Source organism: Pseudomonas sp. FP1740, assembly GCF_030687165.1.
GTDB lineage: Bacteria > Pseudomonadota > Gammaproteobacteria > Pseudomonadales > Pseudomonadaceae > Aquipseudomonas.
Genome location: NZ_CP117461.1, coordinates 1,795,584 through 1,817,350 on the forward strand (window position 1 = coordinate 1,795,584; position 21,767 = coordinate 1,817,350).

Here is a 21,767-nt window from a genome sequence, read left to right on the forward strand (position 1 = left end):
GTCATTTTTTGGTGGTTGGATCGTCGCTAAGCCTCGGTTTTACAGGGGGTGGCAGGGTGATGGCAAAAAATTTCAAAAATCCCCTCAAGCAACCTGCATTGGCGACGATAACTATTACGAAGGTTCTCTAGGCCATACCGGGCGGTTGCCAGGGCCGGAAGCCGCAGTACCCAACCAACGAGGAATTCGTCATGGCTTTAACAGTAAACACTAACACTACTTCCCTGAGTGTTCAGAAGAACCTGAACCGTGCGTCCGACGCACTGTCGACTTCGATGACCCGCCTGTCCTCCGGCCTGAAAATCAACAGCGCCAAAGACGACGCCGCCGGCCTGCAGATCGCTACCCGTATGACTTCGCAGATCCGTGGCCAGACCATGGCTATCAAAAACGCCAACGACGGTGTTTCGATCGCTCAGACCGCTGAAGGCGCTCTGCAAGAGTCGACCAACATTCTGCAGCGTATGCGTGAAATCGCAGTGCAATCGCGAAACGACTCCAACGGCACTGCTGACCGTACCGCTCTGGACAAAGAATACCAACAGTCGGTTGCTGAACTGACCCGTATCGCTCAGTCGACCAACCTGAACGGTAAAGCGCTGATCGACGGTACTGCAGGTGCGATGCAGTTCCAGGTAGGTTCGAACACTACTTCCGACAACCAGATCACTCTGACCCTGTCGACCAGCTTCGACGCCAGCGCCCTGGGTATGACCGGTACTGTTATTTCCGGTACTTCCAACGCTACTAACCACACCAACGTTGATGCCTCTATCTCGGCTATCGACGCTGCTCTGGCAAACATCAACGCCACTCGCGCTGACCTGGGTGCTGCTCAAAACCGTTTCTCGACCACCATCTCCAACCTGCAGAACATCAACGAAAACGCCAGTGCTGCACTGAGCCGCGTACAAGATACCGACTTCGCTGCTGAAACTGCACAGCTGACCAAGCAACAAACTCTGCAACAAGCTTCCACCGCAGTTCTGGCTCAGGCCAACCAACTGCCATCCGCTGTACTGAAACTGCTTCAGTAATAGCCGATGAGTTTTGGCGGGGGAGTGCGCTTGTCGCGCTCTCTCGCTTTTTACTTTAAGAGGTGATGGACATGGATATGAGCGTCAAGCTGAACTTGTCTTATCCTGCGGCACAGCAGGCGACGACTGTTGCCGATAAGCCTGCGGAAAAGCCTCGAGCGGAAACTGCGCCAGTGGTTACCGTCAAGGAAGAAGGTAAAAAAGACCAGACCGAGCAGGAAAAACTGAAGATGGCCGTTCAGGAAATCGAAAAGTTCGTTCAGTCGGTCAAGCGTAACCTGGAGTTCTCGATTGACGAGCCTTCAGGCAAAGTTGTGGTCAAAGTGATTGCCAGTGACTCCGGTGAGGTGATTCGTCAAATCCCCAACGAAGAAGTCCTTAAGCTGGCGAACAGTTTGAATGATGCAAGCAGCCTGTTGTTCAGCGCAAAAGTCTGACAACTGGCACGAATTTTGTTGCTATGTTCTTTTGGGCGTTGTAGTGGTCAAAAGGCCGGCGACACACTGAAGGGAGTTCCACATGGCAAGTCCAATTTTACCGGGCACGGGCTTAGGCTCCGGTATTAATACCGGTGATATCGTCAAGGCTCTGGTCAACGCCGACAAGGCGGCCAAGCAGAATCAGATCGATCGTCAGACGACCACCAACACTGCGCAGATTTCCGGTATTGGTACTCTCAAAAGTGTCCTGGCGAACTTCCAGGCTGCGATCAAGAAGCTGCAAGATACGCAGGCTCCGCAATTCCTCGGCTACAACGCCACTTCCGCCGACGCGAAAGTATTGACCGCTGTGGCCAGCAACACCGCCGTCAACGGCTCTTACGTGGTCAAGGTCTCTAACCTTGCGACCTCGTCCAAAGTGGCCACCGCAGCCTTTGCCGGCGGCGCCAGCAGTGCCATTGCGAGCGGCACGCTCAATATCACGCAAAACGGCGTATCCAGTTCTGTCACCATTCCGGCGGGCGCGACGTTGCAATCGGTTCGCGATGCGATCAACACCCAGCAGGGCGCGAATGGCTTCAGTGCCAACATCGTGACTGACTCGTTTGGCTCGCGTCTGGTGATGGGTTCCACGGCGACCGGTGCCGGTTCCGATATCACCCTCAGCGGTATTGCGGGTCTGGAAATCAATGCCGGCCAGCAAATGGGCGCAACACCGACAGCGACTTCGGCTGGTGCTATCGGCGATTTCGCGAAGGACGCCAATTTCACCGTGGACGGGCTTGCGCTGACCAGTAAAAGCAACAAGGTTGACTCGGCTATTTCTGGCTTGACCCTCAATCTGGTCGCCGGTGGTGATGTAACCACGACGGTGACGGTCGGTCCGAACAGTGATGGTCTGAAAAAGTCCATTCAAGCTTTCGTCGACGCTTATAACCAGGTTGTGACCAGTGTAAATACGTTGACCAAGCCATCCTTGGATGCAGACGGCAAGCTGACCGTTGCTGCTGCACTGACCGGTGATCCATTGGCGCGCGGTATCATGGCATCGATTCGTTCGCCGTTGGTGACTACCGGTGCTGGCGACAAGCTCACTGTTCTGTCGCAATTGGGTATCACCACCAATCAGAAAACCGGTGCGCTGGATTTCGATAGCGCCAAGTTCACCAATGCGATGGACACCCAGAAGCTCGGTGGTGAGGTTCAGAAGCTGTTCCTGGGCGATCCGACGGCGACTGGCGAAGCCGCCAAGGGCCTGCTCACGCGCATGAACGATGCCATCACCCCTTACACGATCACTGGCAGCGAGGGGATCCTCGACACCCGTTCGAGCAACCTGTCCAAGGCCAAGAGCAATCTGGCCAACCAGCAGGCAGCCCTGGATCGTCGGGTCGAGACCCTGACGGCGGTACTGACCAAGAAGTACAACGACATGGATACCCTTGTCGGTAAACTGAAGGCAACGGCGAGCAATATCACTTCGATGTTCGACGCGATGAATGCGCAGAAAAACGCTTCATAGCGGATAAACGCCAAAAGCCCGGCAGCGGATTCCGCTTGTCGGGCTTTTTTAGTTTCGGACTAAAGATTTTTGACGCTATGTCGATAGCCTGATTATACGAATCACAGAGCTTTGATGAGGTACAGCATGAACCCGATGTTAGCCCTTCGGCAGTACCAGAAGATTGGTGCGCAAGCCCAGACTTCCGAGGCCAGCCCTCATCGTCTGGTGCAAATGCTTATGGAAGGCGGTCTGGATCGCATCGCTCAGGCCAAAGGCGCCATGGAGCGCAAGGATGTCGCCAACAAGGGTGTTCTAATCGGCAAGGCCATCGGCATTATCGGTGGTTTGCGAGAGGGATTGGACTTGGAGAAGCAGGCAGAGTCCGTCGGTGAGTTGGACAGTCTCTACGCTTACATGATGAAACGTCTGGCGGAAGCCAACATTAAGACCGATCCAAAAATCCTCGACGAAGTTTCCGATTTGCTTCGCACGGTGAAAGACGGTTGGGATGCTATTGGCGCACCTGCTCCCCAGTTTTAAGGAGATCACCATGAGTCTTGTATTGCAGCGAATCGAACAAACCCGGGACGCCCTGGTCGAGGCATTGGCCGAGCGTAACTGGGAAGCCATCGGTGAATTGGACCTGGCTTGCCGTTCCTGCATGGAAGACGTCTTGAGTGAAGCTTCGGTGGACGAGACCGCGTTGCGCGAAAACCTGGAGGAGTTGCTGGGGGTGTATAAACAGCTCCTGGAAGCGGCGACAGGGGAGCGTCAGGCGATAGTCGACGAGATGTCGCAGATCCACCAAGCACAGAACGCGGCAAAGGTTTACCATCTGTTTGGTTAATTAACCCTCAGTTAATCCAAACATAGTGCGCCATAAATTTGACTGTGCACGGTTTTTTGACTTAACTAGTGGCTGGTTCCAGATTTCAGGCGTCTACAGGCACAACGTGTCTGCAAGCGTCTAGCTTGCCCCTCATTTTGGGCATTGAGTTGACTAGGGAAGTTGCTATTGCATGTGGCGTGAAACCAAAATTCTGCTGATTGATGACGATAGCGTCCGCCGCCGCGATTTGGCGGTGATTTTAAATTTTCTCGGCGAAGAAAATTTACCCTGTGGCAGCCATGACTGGCAGCAGGCGGTCGGCTCTCTGTCATCAAGTCGTGAAGTAATCTGTGTCCTCATCGGGACGGTAAATGCTCCTGGTGCACTTTTGGGCCTGTTAAAGACACTCTCAACCTGGGATGAGTTCCTTCCAGTTTTGTTAATGGGCGATAATTCTTCCATTGACTTGCCGGAAGACCAGCGTCGCCGAGTGCTTTCGACGCTCGAAATGCCGCCCAGCTACAGCAAACTGCTCGATTCGCTGCACCGTGCCCAGGTCTATCGCGAGATGTATGACCAGGCCCGTGAGCGCGGTCGTCACCGTGAACCGAATCTTTTCCGCAGCCTTGTTGGCACCAGTCGGGCGATTCAACACGTCCGTCAGATGATGCAGCAAGTCGCCGACACCGACGCCAGCGTGCTGATCCTCGGTGAGTCCGGCACTGGCAAGGAAGTGGTCGCGCGCAATCTGCACTACCACTCCAAGCGTCGTGAAGCGCCGTTCGTTCCGGTCAACTGCGGGGCGATTCCGGCCGAGTTGCTGGAAAGCGAATTGTTCGGTCACGAGAAGGGCGCCTTCACCGGGGCGATCACCAGTCGTGCCGGGCGTTTCGAGCTGGCCAACGGCGGTACGCTGTTCCTGGATGAAATCGGCGACATGCCGTTGCCGATGCAGGTCAAGCTGTTGCGCGTCTTGCAGGAGCGCACCTTCGAGCGCGTGGGTAGCAACAAGACCCAAAGCGTCGATGTGCGGATCATTGCGGCAACTCACAAGAATCTCGAAAGCATGATCGAGATCGGCACGTTCCGCGAAGACCTCTACTATCGCCTGAATGTGTTCCCGATCGAGATGGCGCCACTGCGCGAGCGCGTCGAAGATATCCCGTTGCTGATGAACGAGTTGATCTCGCGCATGGAGCACGAGAAGCGCGGCTCGATCCGGTTTAACTCGGCGGCGATCATGTCGCTGTGCCGTCACGGCTGGCCGGGCAACGTTCGCGAGCTGGCCAACCTGGTGGAGCGCATGGCGATCATGCACCCGTACGGGGTGATCGGCGTGGTCGAGTTGCCGAAGAAATTCCGCTACGTCGATGACGAAGACGAGCAGTTGGTCGACAGCCTGCGCAGTGATCTCGAAGAGCGTGTGGCCATCAACGGTCATACCCCGGACTTCACCGCCAATGCGCTGCTGCCGCCGGAAGGCCTGGACCTGAAAGACTACCTTGGCGGTCTGGAGCAAGGGTTGATTCAGCAGGCGCTGGATGACGCCAACGGCATTGTGGCGCGGGCGGCCGAACGGCTGCGTATTCGTCGCACCACCTTGGTGGAGAAGATGCGCAAGTACGGCATGAGTCGTCGTGATGGTGATGAACAGGCGGATGATTGACGCCTGTTTTTCAACCCATTCATTTATAGGCAGTTTTTTTTAGGCACGGGTATTGCTACATCCCTCGCAACGTTCCGTTTAACTGACGGTCAACCACGCGAGAGAGCACAATGCCCCAAGCCGCCCAGATGTCTCCTGTCCCTGATGTTTCGGGACAACCGTCGTCCGTAGAGCAGGCGAGCCGGCTTGGCCTTGAGCAGGCGTTTGCGTTGTTCAACCAGATGTCGAGCCAATTGACCGATTCCTACAGCATGCTCGAAGCCCGGGTCACCGAGCTCAAAGGTGAGCTGGCGGTGGTCAGCGCCCAGCGCATGCAGGAGCTGGCGGAAAAAGAGCGTCTGGCCAACCGGCTGCAAAACCTCCTCGATCTATTGCCTGGCGGCGTCATTGTCATCGACGCCCAAGGCATCGTGCGTGAAGCCAATCCCGCCGCGTGTGAGTTGCTCGGCTTGCCCCTCGAAGGCGAGCTGTGGCGCCAGGTCATTGCTCGATGCTTTGCGCCGCGCGAAGATGACGGCCACGAAATCTCCCTCAAGGACGGTCGGCGCCTGTCGATCGCTACCCGCTCGCTGGATGCCGAACCCGGTCAGTTGGTGTTGCTCAACGACCTGACTGAAACCCGTCATCTGCAAGATCAACTCGCCCGCCATGAGCGCTTGTCGTCGCTCGGTCGCATGGTCGCCTCGTTGGCCCATCAGATTCGTACGCCGTTGTCCGCCGCGTTGCTCTATGCCAGTCATTTGACTGAGCAGGAACTGCCGGTCGCCACGCAGCAGCGTTTTGCCGGCCGCCTGAAAGAGCGACTGCATGAGCTGGAACATCAGGTGCGCGACATGCTGGTGTTCGCTCGCGGTGAGCTGCCGTTGACCGATCGCGTCACCCCAAAAATGCTGATGCAGTCACTGCAAGCGGCCGCGCTGACTCATGTTCAGGATCTGCCGGTGCGCTGGCAATGCGACAGTCATGCCGGTGAGTTGCTGTGCAATCGCGACACGCTGGTCGGAGCGATCCTCAATCTGATCGAAAACGCCATTCAGGCCAGCGCCGGCGACGTCCGTTTGAAAGTTCACCTGTATACCCGCGACAACAACCTGCGCGTATCGGTCAGCGACAGCGGCAGTGGTATCGACACGAAGGTATTGGCACGTTTGGGCGAGCCGTTTTTCACCACCAAAACCACCGGCACCGGTCTGGGGCTGACCGTGGTCAAGGCAGTGGCCCGTGCTCATCAGGGGGAATTGCAGTTGCGTTCGCGGCCGGGTCGCGGCACTTGCGCGCAGGTGATCCTGCCGCTTTTCGCGGGTGAGCAGTCCAGTGCTCAGGGAGTGAAGTGAAGGATATGACCATCAAGGTTTTACTGGTCGAGGACGATCGCGCGCTACGGGAAGCACTGGCCGATACGCTGTTGCTTGCCGGACACGATTACAAGGCGGTCGGTTCGGCGGAAGAGGCGCTGGCTGCAGTTGGCGCCGAGGCATTTAGCCTGGTGGTCAGTGACGTCAACATGCCGGGCATGGATGGCCATCAGCTGCTTGGATTGCTGCGGGCTCGTCAGCCGCAACTGCCGGTGTTGTTGATGACTGCTCACGGTGCGGTCGAGCGTGCAGTCGACGCCATGCGTCAAGGCGCGGCGGATTACCTGGTCAAGCCGTTCGAGCCCAAAGCCTTGCTCGATCTGGTGGCGCGCCACGCCTTGGGCAATCTCGGCGCGACCGAGAGCGAGGGGCCTGTAGCGTTCGAGCCGGCCAGTGCGCAATTGCTGGAATTGGCCGCGCGGGTGGCGCGCAGTGATTCCACGGTGTTGATCTCCGGTGAGTCCGGGACCGGCAAGGAAGTGCTGGCGCGTTACATCCATCAGCACTCCCATCGCGCCAGTCAGCCGTTCATTGCGATCAACTGCGCAGCGATCCCGGACAACATGCTTGAAGCCACTTTGTTCGGTCACGAGAAGGGTTCGTTCACTGGCGCCATCGCGGCGCAGGCCGGCAAGTTCGAGCAGGCCGATGGCGGGACGATCCTGCTCGATGAAATTTCTGAAATGCCCCTCGGCCTGCAGGCCAAGTTACTGCGCGTATTGCAGGAGCGCGAAGTCGAACGAGTCGGCGCACGCAAGCCGATCACGCTGGATATTCGAGTGGTCGCTACCACTAACCGTGACCTGGCCGGTGAAGTGGCGGCGGGGCGTTTCCGCGAAGATCTTTACTATCGCCTGTCGGTGTTCCCGTTGGCCTGGCGTCCGCTGCGCGAGCGCACCGCCGACATCCTGCCGCTGGCCGAGCGCCTGCTGGCCAAACACGTCAATAAAATGAAGCATGCCGCGGCAAAGCTTTCGCCCGAGGCGCAGGCCTGCCTGATCGGCTATCCGTGGCCGGGCAACGTGCGTGAGCTGGATAACGCAATCCAGCGGGCCTTGATTCTGCAGCAGGGCGGTTTGATCCAGCCGCAGGATTTTTGTCTGGCCGGGCCTGTGGCGTGTGCGCCATTGCCAGCATTGGCGCTGGCGCCCGCACGAGCAGTGGAAGTCGAAGCCGAATCGGCGGGCGCCCTCGGCGATGACCTGCGGCGCCGTGAGTTCCAGATGATCATCGACACCTTGCGCGCCGAGCGCGGTCGTCGCAAAGAGGCCGCCGAGCGACTGGGCATCAGCCCGCGCACCTTGCGCTACAAGCTGGCGCAGATGCGTGACGCCGGAATGGATGTGGAAGCGTATTTGTTCGCCACGTAACGGTCGGCAAATAAAAGCACAGGAGAGCTTTTGTTTAGAGCGGCCACGGAGCTGGCACCCTTGTTGCTAACACCTCACTACTCGCCGAGTGAGTGTCAAAAAATTGCGAGTAGCCAAAGAGAGCAGACCATGAGCCAAGGTATTGAATTCAACCGGTTGATGCTGGATATGCGCGCCATGCAAATGGATGCCATGTCTGCGCCGAAATCGACTGCCGCAGTCCCTGAAGTGGGTGGCAGCAGCTTTGCCGACATGCTCGGTCAGGCCGTCAATAAAGTGAACGACACCCAGCAGGCGTCCAATCAGTTGGCCAGTGCCTTCGAGATCGGTAAAAGCGGCGTCGACCTGACGGATGTGATGATTTCCTCACAGAAGGCCAGCGTGTCTTTTCAGGCACTGACCCAGGTGCGTAACAAGCTGGTTCAGGCTTACCAAGACATCATGCAGATGCCGGTTTAAGGACGAGATTGAGTCATGGCAGAAGCAATCGCCGATAATGTTCCGGCCAAGGCCACTCCAATAGACGGCAAACCGCCGCTGTTCGGGTTGTCTTTCCTGGAAAACCTCTCCGAGATGACCATGTTGCGTCAGGTGGGCCTGTTGGTCGGCCTGGCTGCGAGCGTGGCGATTGGTTTTGCCGTGGTGTTGTGGTCCCAGCAGCCGGACTACCGGCCTCTATACGGCAGCCTTGCCGGCATGGACGCCAAACAGGTCATGGAAACCCTGGCCGCCGCCGACATTCCCTATACCGTCGAACCGAATTCCGGTGCCTTGCTGGTCAAGGCCGATGACCTGTCCCGTGCGCGGCTCAAGCTCGCGGCCGCTGGTGTCACTCCCAGCGACGGCAACATCGGTTTCGAGATCCTCGACAAGGAACAGGGGCTGGGTACCAGTCAGTTCATGGAGGCGACCCGTTATCGTCGCGGCCTCGAAGGCGAACTGGCGCGGACCATCTCCAGCCTGAACAACGTCAAGGGTGCCCGCGTGCACCTGGCGATTCCGAAAAGTTCGGTGTTCGTGCGTGACGAACGCAAGCCAAGCGCTTCGGTTCTGGTTGAACTGTATTCCGGTCGCTCGCTGGAGCCAGGCCAGGTCGTCGCCATCATCAATCTGGTGGCGACCAGCGTTCCCGAACTGAGCAAATCGCAGATCACCGTCGTCGACCAGAAGGGCAATCTGCTGTCGGATCAGGCGGAAAACTCTGAGCTGACCATGGCCGGCAAGCAGTTCGATTACAGCCGTCGCATGGAAAGCATGCTGACTCAGCGCGTGCACAACATCCTGCAACCGGTGCTGGGCAACGACCGCTATAAAGCCGAAGTCTCGGCCGATGTGGATTTCAGCGCCGTCGAATCGACTTCCGAGCAGTTCAACCCGGATCAACCGGCGTTGCGCAGCGAGCAGTCGGTCAACGAACAACGTACTGCCAGCAATGGCCCGCAAGGTGTGCCGGGTGCCTTGAGCAACCAGCCGCCGTCGCCTGCCTCGGCGCCGCAAACCACTGGTGGCGCCACCGCGTCGGCCGGCATGGTGCAGCCAGGCCAGCCACTGCTCGATGCCAACGGTCAGCAGATCATGGACCCGGCCACCGGTCAGCCGATGCTGGCGCCGTACCCGGCGGACAAGCGTCAACAATCCACCAAGAACTTCGAGCTCGACCGTTCCATCAGCCACACCAAGCAACAGCAGGGCCGTTTGAATCGCCTGTCGGTGTCGGTGGTGGTGGACGATCAGGTCAAGGTCAACGCGGCCAATGGCGAAACCACCCGCGCGCCGTGGAGCGCCGATGAATTGGCGCGCTTCACCCGTCTGGTGCAGGACGCGGTCGGTTTCGACGCCAGCCGTGGCGACAGCGTCAGCGTGATCAACATGCCGTTCTCCGCCGAGCGCGGTGAAGTGATCGCCGATATTCCGTTCTATTCCCAGCCGTGGTTCTGGGACATCGTCAAGCAAGTGCTGGGTGTGTTGTTCATCCTGGTGCTGGTGTTCGGTGTGCTGCGCCCGGTGCTCAACAACATCACCGGTGGCGGCAAAGGCAAGCAACTCGCGGCCTTTGGCAGCGACGTGGAACTCGGTGGCATGGGTGGCCTGGACGGCGAACTGGCCAACGACCGCGTCAGCCTCGGTGGCCCGACCAGCATTCTGCTGCCGAGCCCGAGCGAAGGCTATGACGCACAGTTGAACGCAATCAAGAGTCTGGTGGCAGAAGATCCGGGTCGCGTGGCCCAGGTCGTGAAAGAGTGGATTAACGCAGATGAGTGATAACCGAGCCGCTGTCGCCAAACTGTCCCGGGTTGATAAAGCCGCGATTCTGCTGCTGTCCCTGGGTTCTACGGATGCCGCACAAGTGCTGCGCCACATGGGGCCCAAAGAGGTCCAGCGTGTGGGCGTGGCCATGGCCCAGATGGGTAACGTGCACCGCGAGCAGGTCGAACAGGTCATGAGCGAGTTCGTCGACATCGTCGGCGACCAGACCAGCCTGGGCGTCGGCTCCGACGACTACGTGCGCAAAATGCTCACCCAGGCCCTGGGCGAAGACAAGGCCAACGGCCTGATCGACCGGATCCTGCTGGGCGGCAACACCAGTGGCCTCGACAGCCTGAAGTGGATGGAACCGCGCGCCGTCGCCGACGTGATCCGTTACGAGCACCCGCAGATCCAGGCGATCGTGGTGGCGTACCTCGATCCGGACCAGGCCGGTGAAGTGCTCGGCAACTTCGATCATAAGGTGCGACTGGACATCATCCTGCGGGTGTCTTCGCTGAACACCGTGCAGCCGGCGGCCCTGAAAGAGCTCAACCAGATTCTCGAGAAGCAGTTCTCCGGCAACTCGAATGCCTCGCGTACCACCCTGGGTGGCATCAAGCGCGCGGCAGACATCATGAACTTCCTCGACAGCTCGATCGAAGGTCAGTTGATGGACTCGATCCGCGAAGTCGACGAAGACCTGTCCGGTCAGATCGAAGACCTCATGTTCGTGTTCAACAACCTGTCCGATGTCGACGACCGCGGTATTCAGGCGCTGTTGCGCGAAGTGTCCTCGGACGTCCTGGTGCTGGCCCTCAAAGGCTCGGACGAAGGCGTCAAGGAAAAGATCTTCAAGAACATGTCCAAACGAGCGGCCGAACTGTTGCGCGACGACCTCGAGGCCAAAGGCCCGGTGCGTGTCAGCGACGTGGAAACGGCGCAGAAAGAAATCCTCACCATTGCCCGCCGTATGGCCGAAGCCGGAGAAATCGTTCTCGGCGGGAAGGGCGGCGAAGAGATGATCTAAGGTCACTATGTCGTCCAAACATGATGAGTCCCAGACCGACCTGATCCGTGGCAAGGACGTCGCAGGTTTCGACGTCTGGGCGCTGCCCAGCTTCGACCCGTTTGTGCCGGAACCCGAGCCGGAACCTGAGCCCGAACCGCCGGAAATGGAAGAAGTGCCGCTGGAAGAAGTCCAGCCACTGACCCTCGAAGAACTCGAAAGCATTCGCCAGGAGGCCTACAACGAAGGCTTCGCGGTTGGCGAGAAAGAAGGTTTCCACAGCACCACGCTCAAGGTCCGTCAGGAAGCCGAAGTGGTCCTGACGGCCAAGATCGCTGGCCTGGAACAGTTGATGGCCAACCTGTTCGAGCCCATTGCCGAGCAGGACACCCAGATCGAAAAATCGCTGGTCGACCTCGTGCAGCACATCACCAAACAAGTGATTCAGCGCGAACTTACCATCGACTCGAGCCAGATCGAACACGTCATGCGTGAAGCGCTCAAGCTCTTGCCACTGGGCGTGGGCAATGTGCGGTTGTACGTCAACCCGCAGGATTTCGAACAAGTCAAAGCCCTGCGCGAGCGCCATGAAGAAACCTGGCGCATTGTCGAGGACGAATCCTTGTTGCCGGGCGGTTGCCGGGTCGAGACCGAACACAGCCGTATCGATGCGACCATCGAAACCCGTGTGACCCAGGTCATGGCCAAGCTGTTCGACCAATTGCACGATCAGGCGTTGCACCCGGCCGCGCCGGACCTCAGCCTGGAATTGCCGATCGACAAGAAGCCTGCCGCCACCCCGGTCGAACCGGAACTGGACCATCCCGATGCGCCTTGATCGCACCAGCTTCGCCAAACGCCTCGGCAGCTACGCCGAGGCCACGGAGCTGGCTGGCGCGCCGATCCTTGAAGGTCGATTGCTGCGTATGGTCGGCCTGACCCTCGAAGCCGAAGGCTTGCGCGCCGCCATGGGCAGTCGCTGCATGGTCATCAACGATGACAGCTATCACCCGGTGCAAGTCGAAGCCGAGGTCATGGGCTTCTCTGGCAGCAAAGTTTTTCTGATGCCGGTGGGCAGTGTCGCGGGCATCGCCCCTGGCGCGCGCGTGGTTCCTTTGGCTGACGCCGGTCGTTTGCCGATGGGCATGAGCATGCTCGGGCGGGTGCTTGATGGCGCCGGTCGTGCGCTGGATGGCAAGGGCGGGATGAAGGCTGAAGACTGGGTGCCGATGGACGGTCCGACCATCAACCCGCTCAAGCGTGACCCGATTAGCCAGCCGCTGGACGTGGGCATTCGCTGCATCAACGGTTTGTTGACGGTCGGTCGCGGTCAGCGCCTCGGGCTGTTCGCCGGTACCGGCGTCGGCAAGAGTGTGCTGTTGGGCATGATGACCCGTTTCACCGAGGCCGACATTATCGTGGTCGGGCTGATCGGTGAGCGGGGTCGTGAAGTTAAAGAGTTCATCGAGCACATCCTCGGTGAAGAAGGGCTCAAGCGTTCGGTCGTGGTGGCGTCGCCGGCGGACGATGCGCCGCTGATGCGTTTGCGTGCGGCCATGTACTGTACGCGGATCGCGGAGTATTTTCGCGACAAGGGCAAGAACGTCCTGTTGCTGATGGATTCCCTGACCCGTTTCGCCCAGGCCCAGCGGGAAATCGCCCTGGCCATCGGCGAACCGCCGGCGACCAAGGGCTATCCGCCGTCGGTGTTTGCCAAGTTGCCGAAACTGGTGGAGCGGGCCGGTAACGCCGAAAAGGGCGGCGGTTCGATCACTGCGTTCTACACGGTATTGTCTGAAGGCGATGACCAGCAGGACCCGATCGCCGACTCGGCGCGGGGCGTGCTTGACGGGCACATCGTGCTGTCCCGGCGTCTGGCCGAGGAAGGGCATTACCCGGCCATCGACATCGAAGCGTCCATCAGTCGGGTCATGCCGTCGGTGGTCGGTATCAAACACCTGAACCACGCGCAGATGTTCAAGCAATACTGGTCGCGCTATCAGCAGAGCCGCGACCTGATCAGTGTCGGCGCCTATGTGCCCGGCGGTGACCGGGAAACCGATGCCGCGATCAATCTGCAACCGGCCATGGCCCTGTACCTGCGTCAGGGTTTGAACGACAACATCAGCATGGGCGCCAGCGAAAACCATCTCGCGTCGGTCTTCGCGCCAGCGCCGGGCGGTTAACCGGTCATGGCCTCGAGTCGCGCGGCACGCCTGGCGCCTGTGGTGGACATGGCTGAAAAGGCTGAGAAAACCGCCGTCCAGCGCCTGGGGCACTTCCAGGGCCAGGTTCGTTTGGCGGAAAGCAAACTCGCCGACCTCGAAGCCTTCCGTCTCGACTACCAGGAACAATGGATCGTGCGCGGCAGCGGCGGCGTTTCGGGCCAGTGGTTGCTGGGCTATCAGGGTTTTCTCGCGCAATTGGGCACGGCCATCGACCAGCAGCGCCAGAGCTTGAACTGGCATCAAAACAACCTGAACAAGGCCCGAGAAGCCTGGCAACAGGCATTTGCCCGGGTCGAAGGCTTGCGCAAACTGGTTCAGCGCTACATGGATGAAGCGCGGCAACTGGAAGACAAGCGCGAGCAGAAGCTGCTGGATGAGTTGTCCCAGCGGTTGCCGCGTCAGGATTCGTATTGAATCAAGTAGCCCGCGAAGGCGATTTCACAAACCGCACAATTTTTTCAGCCTTGCTCCAGCCCCCATCAGGTGCTAAACCTTCTACACGTACGTTCGCCAATGACAAGGAAGCCGTGAAATGTCAGTCGTTACAGAAGTATCCCCGGATGGGCAAAAGTTGACGATTTCGGTTAAGGGGCGATTCGATTTCGGTCGGCATCAGGAGTTTCGCGAGTCCTACGAGCGACTCAACAAGAAACCCGAGTCCATTGTCGTAGATCTGAAGGAAGCCACGTATCTCGACAGTTCGGCGCTTGGCATGTTGCTTTTGCTGCGCGATCACGCCGGTGGCGACAACTCCGATATTCGTGTCGTCAACAGCAGTAGCGATGTGAAGAAAATCCTCGCCATCTCCAACTTCGACAAGCTGTTCGACATCAGTTGACTGTCATGCAGCCGCTCGAGCCGCTGACGATTCTGATCGCCGAAGACAGTGCGGCCGATCGTATGCTGCTGTCGACTATTGTCCGTCGTCAGGGGCATGAAGTGCTGACAGCCAGTAATGGCGCCGAGGCGGTCGAGGCGTTTCGCTCGCAGCGGCCGCACCTGGTGCTGATGGACGCCATGATGCCGGTGATGGATGGCTTCGAGGCCGCGCAGCAGATCAAGGCGCTGGCCGGCGAAACCCTGGTGCCGATCATCTTTCTGACGTCGCTGACCGAAAGCGAAGCCCTGGCTCGTTGTCTGGAGGCCGGGGGCGACGACTTTCTGGCAAAGCCTTACAACCAGGTGATCCTCGCGGCCAAGATCAAGGCAATGGACCGCTTGCGGCGTTTGCAGGCCACGGTGCTGGAACAGCGCGATCTGATCGCCAGGCACCACGATTACCTGCTCAACGAACAGCGAGTGGCCAAAGCCGTGTTCGACAAGGTGGCCCACTCCGGTTGCCTGAATGCGCCGAACATCCGCTATCTGCAATCGCCCTATGCGCTGTTCAACGGCGATCTGTTGCTGGCCGCGTTTACCCCGGCCGGCGACATGCATGTGTTGCTCGGTGATTTCACCGGCCATGGTTTGCCGGCCGCTGTCGGTGCCATGCCGTTGGCCGAAGTTTTCTATGGCATGACCGCCAAGGGTTATGGTTTGTCCGAAACCCTGCGCGAGATGAACGCCAAGCTCAAACGTATTCTGCCGGTCGATATGTTCTGCTGCGCGACCCTGTTGCGCCTGAGCTTTCAGCGAGGGTCGGTGGAGGTCTGGAACGGCGGGATGCCGGACGGCTATTTGCACAACGCCACCAGTGGCGAGCGTACAGCGCTCACGGCACGGCACTTGCCGCTGGGTGTGCTGAGCCCGCAAACCTTCGATGACCGCACCGAGGTGTTCCCGATGGCCGTCGGGGATCGGGTGTTCCTGTTGTCTGACGGAGTGATTGATACCTGCGATGCCAATGAGCAGTTATTTGGCGTAGAGCGATTGGAGCAGGTGTTTGCAGCCAATCGTCAGCCCGATGCGCTGTTCGAAGAAATCGAGCAGGCCCTGCGGGACTTTCGCGGCGAGGCTCGCGATGACGTGAGCATGGTTGAGGTCAGCCTGTTGGATGCGGCGCAACTGAGCCCGCCAGCACCGGTATATTCCGACAGCGGTCAGTCCTGCCCGCTGGACTGGTCGGTGAGTTTCGAATTTCGCGCCGCCACCCTCAAACGCTTCAACCCGCTGCCGTACCTGTTGCAATTGCTGTTTGAGGTGCATGGTCTGCGCGCTCAGAGTGGTGCGCTCTACAGCGTGCTGGCAGAGCTTTACTCCAATGCCCTGGAGCATGGCGTGCTAGGTCTGGATTCGAGTCTCAAACGCGATGCTTCGGGTTTTGCGCGTTATTATCAGCAGCGCAGTGCGCGCCTGGACGAATTGCAGGACGGCTATGTGAGGGTACATTTGCAGGTGACGCCCAAAGGCGAAGGCGGTTGCCTGACTGTTCGAGTCGAAGACAGTGGCAAGGGCTTCGATGTGGTACGGGTGATGGAGCGTCCCGTCGATGATGTCCGTTTGTCGGGACGTGGCGTCAGTTTGATCCGACAGTTGAGTCATCATGCGAGCTGGTCCGATAATGGGCGCAGTGCTCGCGTGGAGTTTTTCTGGGAGGCTCAGGCATAATCCCAGGCATTCTTGATCAAAGGAGTGAACAAGTGGACAACACACATCTGGATCGCGACGTGCTGAGCGCGTTGCAAGAAGTTATGGAGGACGGGTATCCAGAATTGCTCGATACCTTTCTCAGCGATTCCGAAGCGCGTTTGAGCGTGCTGCGCGGGGCTGACGATGCCGATCGGTTAGGTGCCACGGCGCACAGTTTCAAGGGCAGCAGCAGCAACATGGGCGCGACTCGGTTGGCTGAGCTGTGCCATGAACTGGAGCAGCGAGCCAAAGAGAAAAAACTCGAAGGCATTGAAGCTCTGGTTGGAGAGATCGACGGCGAATTCGCTATTGTCCGACCGCTTTTCGAGGCAGAGCGCCAGCGCTCCCTGGCTGAATAAGACAACCTTCCGGCGCTTTTGGCGGCCAGCGAGCAAAGCTGGCTCGACCCTTGCAGTCAACTCCCTCAACTGTACCTACGATCCCAGTGCAGCGGAGACCGTTCCATGCCCGTTACCCCAAACATTCTTCTTCAGGCCGCGGCTGCGGCCAAGACTCAAGCCGCATCCGCCAATACCCCGGCGTCGACGGCTGAGCCCGGGGACAAGGCGTCCAGCTTCGCTCAGGTCTACGCCAATCAGGCCCAGAACAAGCCTTCGGCTACGGCGGACGGATCGGCTAACCCCGTACGTGACAAAGCTTCAGACAACACTGGCAAAAAGGACGTGGGCAGCGACTCGTCTGCCGCCCAGGAACCGACGGTTGCCGATAGCGGCAAATCCTTGCCCGCCGATAAACCGGCGCAGGCCGATGACAAGACCGCCAGCGATAACGCGCCCGATACCGCCGAGCCGACGACGCCGGTAGTCGATACCGCGCCTGTCGATCCAGCCCTCGATCCGGCGTTGATGCAAGTGGTGCTGCCGGTGCTGCCAGCCCCTGTGCCGGAAACCCCACCGGTTGTCGCCGCTGTGCAGTCAATCGTACAAACACCCGTCGCGGCCGCCGTTACCGCAACAGCGACGCCGGCCGCTACGACCACCGATCCTGATTTCGATCCCGAAGCCGATCCTCTCGATGCACTGCCGGCCGTGCGCATGGCGATGGAGCAGAGCGGGCACGTTTCGGCCGCCAGCCAGGCTCAGCCAAAAGCGGCGCCGACTCAGGCTCACGTCGACGGTGAGCTGACCTCGGCACAGAACTTTGCCGCAGGCATGGCGAGCATGCTCGACGTGCAAGCCGATCAGGACAGCACCAGCCAGGGCGGCGAGAAGGCGTTCAGTGGCCTGATCGATGACGGCCTCAAGGATCTCAAGTCCGCCAGCAGCGACACCCGTGTCGATGACTTCGCCAATCGTCTGGCGGCTCTGACCCAGGCGGCAACACCCAAGACTGCCAATGCATTGCCGGTGAACCAACCGATCGCCATGCATCAGAGCGGTTGGACCGAAGAGGTGGTCAACCGGGTCATGTACCTGTCCAGCGCCAATCTCAAGGCGGCGGATATCCAGTTGCAACCGGCCGAACTGGGACGCCTCGATATTCGGGTGAACATGGTTTCGGATCAGCAGACCCAAGTGACCTTCATGAGCGCTCACCCAAGCGTTCGCGAAGCACTCGACGGGCAAATGCATCGCCTGCGGGACATGTTCGCGCAGCAGGGCATGGGCCAGGTCGACGTCAACGTTTCCGATCAGTCCCGTGGCTGGCAGGGCCAGGGGCAGGAACAGGCTCAGCAGGGGCAGGGCGGGCGCACCAATGCCAGTGGCGGTCGCCTCGATTCTGTCGATGAAGAGCTTCCTGCGACGGTCGCTGACGTGGCCGCCAACACCACCAGCCTGATCGGCACCAGCGCGGTCGATTATTACGCCTGATAATCAGGGCGCCCCCTCAAAAGATCGCAGCCTTCGGCAGCTCCTTGTGTCTACGGGTGTACACCATCCAAATGCAGGAGCCGCCGAAGGCTGCGATCTTTTGATTTCCGTTGCCTGCCTGCCGCCTCCACATAGCCCCAGACACTTCTGGCATAACACTTGCTCTTGCCTTGCCGTGCGACTGTGAAAACCCGAATAGTGACGGATTATTGGCATGGCGAAGAGTGAAGCAGTAGTAAAAGACCCCGCAACCAAAGGCAAAATCAAGCTGATCATTGTGATCGTCGTGGCCCTGCTGCTGGCGATCGGCTTGTCCGTGGGGGCGACCTGGTTCTTCATGCACGGCGCCCAGAGCAAGCCTGCCGCCGCGGCTGAAACCGCTGTGGTCGGCAAGCAGCCGGCGATCTTCGAGCCAATGGCTCCAGCCTTCGTGGCCAACTACACCCAGAACGGCCGTCAGCGCTACATGCAGGTGAGCATCACCATGCTGGGGCGTAATCAGGCTGATCTGGAGGCGCTCAAAGTCCACATGCCGGTGATCCGCAATAACCTGGTCATGCTGTTTTCCGGTCAGGATTTCGCCACGCTGGCGACCCCGGTCGGCCAGGAGATGTTGCGTCAGAAAGCCACGGCCAGCGTCCAGGAAGTGGCGCAGAAAGAGCTGGGCAAAGTGGTGATCGAACAGTTGCTTTTCACTAATTTCGTACTGCAGTAGGAACACGACATGGCCGTGCAGGACCTGCTGTCCCAGGATGAGATCGATGCGCTGTTGCATGGCGTCGACGATGGTCTGGTACAGACCGATAACGCTGCCGAACCCGGCAGTGTCAAAAGCTACGACCTGACCAGCCAGGATCGCATCGTCCGTGGACGCATGCCGACGCTGGAAATGATCAACGAGCGTTTCGCCCGCTACACCCGCATCAGCATGTTCAACATGCTGCGCCGCTCGGCGGACGTTGCCGTGGGTGGCGTGCAGGTGATGAAGTTCGGTGAATACGTGCACTCGCTGTACGTGCCGACCAGCCTCAACCTGGTCAAGATCAAACCGCTGCGCGGCACCGCGCTGTTCATCCTCGACGCCAAACTGGTGTTCAAGCTGGTGGACAACTTCTTCGGCGGCGACGGCCGTCACGCGAAGATCGAAGGGCGTGAATTCACCCCCACCGAACTGCGTGTGGTGCGCATGGTGCTGGAGCAGGCTTTCGTCGATTTGAAGGAAGCCTGGCAGGCGATCATGGAAGTGAACTTCGAGTACATCAACTCGGAAGTAAACCCGGCCATGGCCAACATCGTCGGGCCGAGCGAAGCCATTGTGGTGTCGACGTTCCACATCGAACTCGATGGCGGTGGCGGCGACCTGCACGTGACCATGCCGTACTCGATGATCGAGCCGGTGCGCGAGATGCTCGATGCCGGCTTCCAGTCGGACCTCGACGATCAGGACGAACGCTGGATCAACGCCTTGCGCCAGGACGTGCTGGACGTCGACGTACCGATCGGTGCCACCGTTGCCCGCCGCCAGCTGCGCCTTCGCGACATCCTGCACATGCAGCCCGGCGACGTGATCCCGGTCGAGATGCCGGAAGAAATGATCATGCGCGCCAACGGCGTGCCGGCCTTCAAGGTCAAGATGGGCTCGCACAAAGGCAACCTCGCGTTGCAAGTGATCGAGCCGATCGAGCGCCGCTGACCGGCGCTCGTACCCCCCTACGCATTTAACTGAATTGTTGCCCGCCGAGGACAAATGATGAACGACGATATGAACGCCCAGGACGATCAGGCACTGGCCGACGAATGGGCTGCGGCCCTGGAAGAAACCGGTGACGCCGGGCAGGCCGACATTGATGCGCTGCTGGCGGCCGATACCGGTACGTCGGGCTCCAACCGTCTGCCGATGGAAGAGTTCGGCAGCGTGCCGAAGAACCACGATCCGGTGACATTGGACGGTCCGAACCTGGACGTGATCCTCGATATCCCGGTGTCGATTTCCATGGAAGTCGGCAGCACCGACATCAACATCCGCAACCTGTTGCAACTCAACCAGGGTTCGGTAATCGAGCTCGATCGCCTGGCCGGCGAGCCGCTGGACGTGCTGGTCAACGGCACGCTCATCGCCCACGGCGAAGTGGTAGTGGTCAACGAAAAGTTCGGCATCCGCCTGACCGACGTGATCAGCCCAAGCGAACGCATCAAGAAGCTGCGCTGAGTGAACAAGGTTCTTGCGGTTCTGTTGGCCTTGCCATCCAGCGTGCTGGCGGCCGAGTCGGTGACGACTGCTGCGACAGCGGCCGCCGCGCCAGCCGTCAGCAGCGGTGTGGCCGGGCAATTGACGCAATTGGTGTTCGGCTTGCTGCTGGTGCTGGGGTTGATCTTCTTCCTCGCCTGGCTGCTGCGCCGGGTCCAGCAGGCCGGGCCGGCCGGCAAGGGGCAAGTGATCGAGTTGATCGGTTCCCGAGCCCTCGGCCCCCGTGACCGTTTGATGCTGGTACAGGTCGGCAACGAACAGATTCTGCTCGGCCTGAGCCCCGGCACCATCACCGCGTTGCATGTGCTCAAGGAGCCGGTACAAGTGCCGAGCGCAACCGAGAAAGCGACTCCGGAGTTTGCCCAGCGTCTGTTGGAGATGCTCGGCAAGGATCAGAAGGATAAGAAGTAATGGGTGCGTTACGCATCGTCTTGACGCTGGCCCTGATGCTGGCTGCGCCGCTGGCGTTCGCCGCCGATCCGTTGTCGATCCCGGCGATCACCCTGGGCACCAATGCCAATGGCGCTCAGGAATACTCGGTCAGCCTGCAAATCCTGCTGATCATGACGGCGCTGAGTTTCATCCCGGCGTTCGTCATGCTGATGACCAGTTTCACCCGGATCATCATCGTTTTCTCGATCCTGCGTCAGGCCCTGGGCTTGCAGCAGACACCGTCGAACCAGATCCTCACCGGTATGGCGCTGTTCCTCACCATGTTTATCATGGCGCCGGTGTTCGATCGGGTGAATCAGGATGCCTTGCAGCCGTATCTGGCGGAGAAACTCACCGCTCAGGATGCTGTCGCCAAGGCTCAGGTGCCGATCAAGGACTTCATGCTGGCCCAGACTCGCAGCAGCGATCTGGAGCTGTTCATGCGCCTGTCCAAGCGCACTGATATTGCTACGCCGGATCAGGCGCCGCTGACGATTCTGGTGCCGGCGTTCGTGACCTCGGAACTGAAAACCGCGTTCCAGATTGGCTTCATGATCTTCATTCCGTTCCTGATCATCGACCTGGTGGTGGCCAGTGTGCTGATGGCGATGGGTATGATGATGCTCTCGCCACTGATCATTTCCCTGCCGTTCAAAATCATGCTGTTCGTGCTGGTGGATGGCTGGGCGTTGATCATCGGCACGTTGGCCAGCAGCTTCGGCGGTGTTTCACCATGACGCCCGAAGTTGCCGTAGACATCTTTCGCGAAGCGCTGTGGCTGACCACCATGATGGTCGCCGTGCTGGTGATCCCGAGCTTGCTGGTGGGGCTGTTGGTGGCGATGTTCCAGGCGGCCACGCAGATCAACGAACAGACCCTGAGCTTCCTGCCGCGCCTGCTGGTGATGCTGGTGACGCTGATCGTTGCCGGCCCGTGGCTGGTGCAGACCTTCATGGAATACATTCTGCAGCTGTACCACAGCATTCCTCAGGTCATCGGTTAAGC

The 21,767-nt window shown here is 59.4% G+C and carries 24 protein-coding genes; all 24 read left to right on the top strand.

Translation table 11 applies throughout. The annotated features are described in order from the left end of the window. The first annotated feature begins 191 nt into the window (after positions 1-191). The 24 genes from PSH69_RS07895 to fliQ all read left to right on the top strand — a co-directional run bounded on the left by PSH69_RS07895 (position 192) and on the right by fliQ (position 21,765). Entirely contained in the window at positions 192-1,037 is an 846-nt protein-coding gene (locus PSH69_RS07895; RefSeq protein WP_019579566.1) for a flagellin domain-containing protein, read from the top strand. 71 nt (positions 1,038-1,108) lie between these two features. Then, positions 1,109-1,474 (top strand): flagellar protein FlaG, encoded by a 366-nt coding sequence (locus PSH69_RS07900; protein ID WP_007938606.1) that lies wholly within the window; start codon positions 1,109-1,111, stop codon positions 1,472-1,474. Between the two features lie 82 nt (positions 1,475-1,556). After that, positions 1,557-2,999, top strand: a complete 1,443-nt coding sequence (fliD, locus tag PSH69_RS07905; RefSeq protein WP_305411603.1) for a flagellar filament capping protein FliD — start codon at positions 1,557-1,559, stop codon at positions 2,997-2,999. A 126-nt stretch (positions 3,000-3,125) separates the two neighbouring features. Further along, on the top strand, positions 3,126-3,521 hold the full coding sequence (fliS, locus tag PSH69_RS07910) for a flagellar export chaperone FliS (RefSeq protein ID WP_019579569.1): 396 nt from the start codon (positions 3,126-3,128) through the stop codon (positions 3,519-3,521). Between the two features lie 10 nt (positions 3,522-3,531). Next, positions 3,532-3,828 carry a flagellar protein FliT gene (locus tag PSH69_RS07915; RefSeq protein ID WP_096479714.1) on the top strand — a complete coding sequence of 99 codons (297 nt, stop codon included), beginning with the start codon at positions 3,532-3,534 and terminating at the stop codon, positions 3,826-3,828. A 172-nt stretch (positions 3,829-4,000) separates the two neighbouring features. Continuing rightward, complete coding sequence (locus PSH69_RS07920) at positions 4,001-5,476, top strand: sigma-54 dependent transcriptional regulator (RefSeq protein WP_026345697.1); 1,476 nt, start codon at positions 4,001-4,003, stop codon at positions 5,474-5,476. A gap of 128 nt (positions 5,477-5,604) precedes the next feature. Further along, on the top strand, positions 5,605-6,810 hold the full coding sequence (locus PSH69_RS07925) for a PAS domain-containing sensor histidine kinase (protein ID WP_305412803.1): 1,206 nt from the start codon (positions 5,605-5,607) through the stop codon (positions 6,808-6,810). Positions 6,811-6,815: 5 nt separating this feature from the next. Further along, positions 6,816-8,201 carry a sigma-54-dependent response regulator transcription factor FleR gene (gene fleR / locus PSH69_RS07930; RefSeq protein WP_305411604.1) on the top strand — a complete coding sequence of 462 codons (1,386 nt, stop codon included), beginning with the start codon at positions 6,816-6,818 and terminating at the stop codon, positions 8,199-8,201. Positions 8,202-8,330: 129 nt separating this feature from the next. Further along, the gene (gene fliE / locus PSH69_RS07935; RefSeq protein WP_018925042.1) at positions 8,331-8,660 is read left to right on the top strand and encodes a flagellar hook-basal body complex protein FliE; all 330 of its coding nucleotides are present in this window, start codon (positions 8,331-8,333) and stop codon (positions 8,658-8,660) included. A gap of 15 nt (positions 8,661-8,675) precedes the next feature. Continuing rightward, on the top strand, positions 8,676-10,463 hold the full coding sequence (gene fliF, locus PSH69_RS07940) for a flagellar basal-body MS-ring/collar protein FliF (protein ID WP_018925043.1): 1,788 nt from the start codon (positions 8,676-8,678) through the stop codon (positions 10,461-10,463). After that, positions 10,456-11,475: a flagellar motor switch protein FliG gene (gene fliG / locus PSH69_RS07945; RefSeq protein ID WP_003184041.1), complete on the top strand. Its 1,020-nt coding sequence runs from the start codon at positions 10,456-10,458 to the stop codon at positions 11,473-11,475. Before fliF ends, fliG begins: the two co-directional genes overlap by 8 nt. A 7-nt stretch (positions 11,476-11,482) precedes the next feature. After that, the gene (gene fliH / locus PSH69_RS07950; protein ID WP_305411605.1) at positions 11,483-12,292 is read left to right on the top strand and encodes a flagellar assembly protein FliH; all 810 of its coding nucleotides are present in this window, start codon (positions 11,483-11,485) and stop codon (positions 12,290-12,292) included. After that, a complete protein-coding gene (gene fliI / locus PSH69_RS07955; protein WP_305411606.1) occupies positions 12,282-13,640 on the top strand; it encodes a flagellar protein export ATPase FliI in 1,359 nt (452 codons plus the stop codon). Before fliH ends, fliI begins: the two co-directional genes overlap by 11 nt. Before the next feature lie 6 nt (positions 13,641-13,646). Further along, positions 13,647-14,096 carry a flagellar export protein FliJ gene (gene fliJ / locus PSH69_RS07960; protein WP_018925046.1) on the top strand — a complete coding sequence of 150 codons (450 nt, stop codon included), beginning with the start codon at positions 13,647-13,649 and terminating at the stop codon, positions 14,094-14,096. 118 nt (positions 14,097-14,214) lie between these two features. Beyond that, positions 14,215-14,520, top strand: a complete 306-nt coding sequence (locus PSH69_RS07965) for an STAS domain-containing protein (protein ID WP_019579575.1) — start codon at positions 14,215-14,217, stop codon at positions 14,518-14,520. Positions 14,521-14,525: 5 nt separating this feature from the next. After that, entirely contained in the window at positions 14,526-16,229 is a 1,704-nt protein-coding gene (locus PSH69_RS07970) for a fused response regulator/phosphatase (RefSeq protein ID WP_305411607.1), read from the top strand. Positions 16,230-16,261: 32 nt separating this feature from the next. Further along, positions 16,262-16,609 carry an Hpt domain-containing protein gene (locus tag PSH69_RS07975; RefSeq protein WP_305411608.1) on the top strand — a complete coding sequence of 116 codons (348 nt, stop codon included), beginning with the start codon at positions 16,262-16,264 and terminating at the stop codon, positions 16,607-16,609. Positions 16,610-16,714: 105 nt separating this feature from the next. Continuing rightward, positions 16,715-18,082, top strand: coding sequence for a flagellar hook-length control protein FliK (locus PSH69_RS07980; RefSeq protein ID WP_305411609.1), 1,368 nt, complete (start codon positions 16,715-16,717; stop codon positions 18,080-18,082). 214 nt (positions 18,083-18,296) lie between these two features. After that, positions 18,297-18,797, top strand: coding sequence for a flagellar basal body-associated protein FliL (fliL, locus tag PSH69_RS07985; RefSeq protein ID WP_258612525.1), 501 nt, complete (start codon positions 18,297-18,299; stop codon positions 18,795-18,797). Between the two features lie 9 nt (positions 18,798-18,806). Continuing rightward, entirely contained in the window at positions 18,807-19,775 is a 969-nt protein-coding gene (gene fliM, locus PSH69_RS07990) for a flagellar motor switch protein FliM (protein ID WP_007938639.1), read from the top strand. A 57-nt stretch (positions 19,776-19,832) separates the two neighbouring features. Next, positions 19,833-20,291 (top strand): flagellar motor switch protein FliN, encoded by a 459-nt coding sequence (gene fliN, locus PSH69_RS07995; protein ID WP_370695235.1) that lies wholly within the window; start codon positions 19,833-19,835, stop codon positions 20,289-20,291. Beyond that, positions 20,292-20,741: a flagellar biosynthetic protein FliO gene (gene fliO, locus PSH69_RS08000; protein ID WP_019579581.1), complete on the top strand. Its 450-nt coding sequence runs from the start codon at positions 20,292-20,294 to the stop codon at positions 20,739-20,741. Then, positions 20,741-21,499, top strand: a complete 759-nt coding sequence (fliP, locus tag PSH69_RS08005; protein ID WP_007938646.1) for a flagellar type III secretion system pore protein FliP — start codon at positions 20,741-20,743, stop codon at positions 21,497-21,499. Before fliO ends, fliP begins: the two co-directional genes overlap by 1 nt. Beyond that, positions 21,496-21,765, top strand: a complete 270-nt coding sequence (gene fliQ / locus PSH69_RS08010) for a flagellar biosynthesis protein FliQ (protein WP_007938648.1) — start codon at positions 21,496-21,498, stop codon at positions 21,763-21,765. Before fliP ends, fliQ begins: the two co-directional genes overlap by 4 nt. Positions 21,766-21,767 lie beyond the last annotated feature (2 nt).